This window comes from Photobacterium sp. S4TG1 (assembly GCF_036040035.1).
Classification (GTDB): Bacteria; Pseudomonadota; Gammaproteobacteria; order Enterobacterales; family Vibrionaceae; genus Photobacterium.
The window spans coordinates 1-246 of the sequence record NZ_JAYXUH010000070.1 but is presented as its reverse complement, the minus strand read 5'-3'; the positions used below and the strand labels follow the sequence as shown (position 1 = coordinate 246).

Annotated in this window: 1 tRNA gene; it reads left to right on the top strand. The window is 50.0% G+C overall.

Features of this window, described 5'->3' with window-relative positions:
* Positions 1–87 precede the first annotated feature (87 nt).
* Positions 88–163: transfer RNA gene (locus VXS03_RS20215), tRNA-Glu, on the top strand.
* The last annotated feature ends 83 nt before the right edge of the window (positions 164–246 follow it).

Genomic DNA, 246 nt, shown 5'->3' with positions numbered 1-246 from the left:
CTGTTTTATGCAGTGTCCACACAGATTGCCTGGTCGAAATGTAAAAGAGCCGACGTAAGTTGCCCAACAACTTGCGTTATGAACATTGTCCCGTTCGTCTAGAGGCCTAGGACACCGCCCTTTCACGGCGGTAACAGGGGTTCGACTCCCCTACGGGACGCCACTTCTCTTTGAAGTGCAAATTGGGTCGTTAGCTCAGTTGGTAGAGCAGTTGACTTTTAATCAATTGGTCGCAGGTTCGAATCC